At 27.8% G+C, this 3,606-nt stretch carries 2 protein-coding genes; one reads left to right on the forward strand and one right to left on the reverse strand.

Features of this window, described 5'->3' with window-relative positions; all coding sequences use genetic code 11:
* The first annotated feature begins 308 nt into the window (after positions 1-308).
* The gene (locus HMPREF9129_RS08925; protein WP_004822726.1) at positions 309-3,047 is read left to right on the forward strand and encodes an InlB B-repeat-containing protein; all 2,739 of its coding nucleotides are present in this window, start codon (positions 309-311) and stop codon (positions 3,045-3,047) included.
* 47 nt (positions 3,048-3,094) lie between these two features.
* Here HMPREF9129_RS08925 and HMPREF9129_RS08930 read toward each other — a convergent pair whose 3' ends face one another.
* The gene (locus HMPREF9129_RS08930) at positions 3,095-3,499 is read right to left on the reverse strand and encodes an NADPH-dependent FMN reductase family protein (RefSeq protein ID WP_004822729.1); all 405 of its coding nucleotides are present in this window, start codon (positions 3,497-3,499) and stop codon (positions 3,095-3,097) included.
* Between the last annotated feature and the right edge of the window lie 107 nt (positions 3,500-3,606).

A 3,606-nucleotide genomic window follows, 5' to 3' on the forward strand; every position in this document is an offset into this window, starting at 1 on the left:
TTTATTAAGTGAACCCATTTTTAAGAAAAACGAGATAAATTTATCTAAAAAATATTTCAAGACCAAAAACACAATGGCTAAATTTAAATACTTGATAAAAAAATGCTGTTGCAGAGTAGAATCATCTATTCTGCAACAGCACCTTTATTTTAGTTTAAATCAATAATTGAAATATATAAAAAATTATATCAAACAATAATTATATATAGAAAATTTAAATAACACAATACTTTCATTCATCTATTTATCATGTTACAATATGACTTAGTTAAATAAATATTTGACTAAATTAATTTAAGGAGGGTAACATGAAAAGAAGAATACTTATTATAGTGTTTACTTTGATGATTTTGGCATCAAATGTAGGGACTACTTTTGCTGAAGGTTTTAAAAAAACGGAACAAACTTTTTTGAAAGCTAAGCGAGAAGAAAATAGTTGGGGGTATAGAAGTTGGAGAGATGAAAGAGATTTTGAGACTTCAAATAACAACAAAACTATAAGATTCTATATAGGGAATCAAGAGTATTGGAAAGTAAATTTTATAAAGGGACGTTATATTGTTGCTCCTAAACAACCGAATATAGATGGCAAAAAATTTATAGGTTGGTATGATGAAGATGGGGTTAGGTTTGACTTTACAGTTCCTGCAACTGAAAGTAAAAATTTAATTGCTAAATTTGAAGAGAAATATACTAGTAGAAGTAAACTAAATAAAATAAGAGAATTAGTTGATGAGTCATATAATATTAAGAAATCTGATATATATAAATTAGATACACAAGTTAATAAAGATGAATATGATTATGCAATAGAAATAGGGAAGTATACATTATCATCTTTAGATGAAGATATTGACATAGAAGAAGTTTTAAATTTAATAGAAAAGGCAAAATTAAATTTAAAAGGTAACAAGATAGGCAATAAAAATGATATAAGAATTTATTCTGCTGATTTAAGTAATTTAAAAAAATTAATTGATGAAGAATCAAAGGTTAAAGCGGAGGATAGATATAGATTTGATACAGATTTTAATAAGTATCAATATGATTATGCAGTTATTATAGGTAAAAATGTATTTAATACTCACAATATTGACCAAGAAACAGTAAATAGTATAGTTGAGTTAATTGAGTTATCTAAAAATAATCTTAAGGGAAAATCTAATGAGAAACTTTTAAAGTATAATGTATATGCTTATGAAACATCAAATGGTTCAATATTTGTAGATAAATTAAAGTCTGCAAAAGGAGAAAAAGTTACGATATCTGTTAAACCTGATGTAGGGTTTGAATTAGATTATATAAAATGTGAATCAATAAATGGTGATGAAATAAATTTAAATAATAATATCATTATAATGCCGTCATCAGATGTGGTCTTGACAGCTGTTTTTAAACCTATACCTCAACAAGAGTACTCAGTTGTTTTTGATATTGATGGAGACTCAAATACAATACCAACTGCAATTGTAAAATCAGGAGAAAGAGTAGAAAAACCAATTAATCCAATTAAAGAAGGATATAAATTTAAGTTTTGGTCATTAGATGGAATAAATGAATATAATTTTGATACTAGAATAAATGAGAGTATCATTTTAAAGGCAGTTTTTACAAATGAACTGAATGAAGATTATAAAACGGTTATGTTTGATGTGGAAGGGAATGAATTTGATATTCCACAAATTACTGTCGGATATAAAGAAAGTGCTATAAAGCCAGAACAAATTCCTCAAAAAGAAGGATATAAATTTAAGTTTTGGTCAGAAGATGGGATAAACGAGTTTGATTTCAATACTTCAATAGTAAAGGATGTTAAACTAAAAGCGGTTTTTGAAATATTGCCTGTAGATTCTAAAAAATATAATGTAACTTATTCTTTTGTAAGTGATAGTGAAATTGAAATACCGGATGAAATAATGGGATTACTTCCTAGCAATAATGAAGTTTCACGAGGGGAGAGTGTAACAGCTTCTAAAGTTGTAAATTCTAATGGTGCAGAAGTTGTTCAATTACATTTTATCAAGAATGATGGGACTATTGGGTGTTGGGAATTTAAAGGGTGGACACCGGATAGATTTGAATCAGTAAGCGAAGATATAAAATTTGTAGGGAAATGGTCTTATAGAGAAGTTAATGATACAGTAAATAGCAAAGTTGAATTAGAAAGAGAAATAAAAAGACAAATCTTGGATTTGAAAAACCCTATATTAGTTAAGGCGAAAGGTTTTCAAATTGATTTAAATAGTTTGGATTTATTAGATGCAGAAACTCTAACTGTTACGAATCAATTAAGTTACGGTTTGACAGCTTGGTATAGAGGAAATGAAGAAATATATTTAGTTCAAGTACAACCTAGATACTTTACAGAGGATAAGAATGTAATTGATAAATATCACTCAGATATTCAAAGTTGGGTGGATAGAAATATAAATTCTAATATGAATGATGAGCAAAAGGTTAGAGCTATACATGACCACATTGTAAACAAGGTTCATTATAGATCTGAAGGAGGACAAGGTAGATACTCTCAATTTTCACCATTGGCACTACATTATGATAATCACGGAGTATGTCAAGGATATGCAACATATTTTTATGCTTTTGCTAAAAAAGCAAATTTAAATGTAGAAATCGTATCAGGAATGGTAACTACAACATCACCTAACAGTTCTTATTATATACCAAGAGAAGAAGTTGAAAGACAATTTAGAAATGGACAAACAAATCATATGTGGAATAGAGTTCAGGTAGATGGGACTTGGTATCAAATAGACTTGACATGGAATGACCCAACAAATAGCAGTCCTAATTATGAGTTTTATTTAGTAAATGATGATAAGCTCAGAACTAGAGAAGCCGGATATAGAGCTTGGGATATTTCAAAACATCCAAACACTTCTCAGATATCATATAATAGACAAGATATAAATCCTATTAATGATAGGAGAAATGAAAGAGAACCAAATGAATCTGAAAGATTTTGGACAGAAGAGACTCCAAATATTGACTGGAATGGATGGAATAGAAATTGGGGTTGGGCATATTAAAAATAAAACACGGCTTTTAGAGAAGTCGTGTTTTTAATGTTTGAGATCTATAAATTTTGAATTTCATAGATAAATTTTTTAAAATTAGTAATATCATTTTGGGTAGGGTGCTTTTTGGATATTCCACCAAAGATTTTAAAAGGACCGTAATTATCATAACCACGGCATGAAAATTCACCAATATAATCTAAATTTCTTGAATTTAAAATATGCTCCATACTTTTAGAATAATTTTTAAGACAAATACCACAAGTATAGACAATAAAAACTTTAGCTGAATCTTTTAAAATTATTTTTCGAGCGGCATCGAGAATATTTTTTGACATCTCACCATAGTATATGCCAGAAGCAAATCCTATGTAGTCATATTTTGAAAAGTTTAAATTATTTAATTTAGTTGTGTTGAAGATGTCTACATCATCTAAAGAGAATATTAAACGTTCTGTATTCATATGATGAAATGAAGTATATATTATGGCTTATTTTATTCATATTTAACAACTCCCTAGTTGAACAATGGTAGAATTTATTTAATAGTTATAGAACAATATTCTAAAAT

It is taken from the genome of Peptoniphilus indolicus ATCC 29427, assembly GCF_000227315.1.
In the GTDB taxonomy this organism is placed as follows: domain Bacteria; phylum Bacillota; class Clostridia; order Tissierellales; family Peptoniphilaceae; genus Peptoniphilus; species Peptoniphilus indolicus.

Excerpts from the sequence above, each read along its gene's own strand:
- HMPREF9129_RS08925 (WP_004822726.1), top strand. The coding sequence starts at position 309 with ATGAAAAGAAGAATACTTATTATAGTGTTTACTTTGATGATTTTGGCA.
- HMPREF9129_RS08930 (WP_004822729.1), bottom strand. The coding sequence starts at position 3,499 with ATGAATACAGAACGTTTAATATTCTCTTTAGATGATGTAGACATCTTC.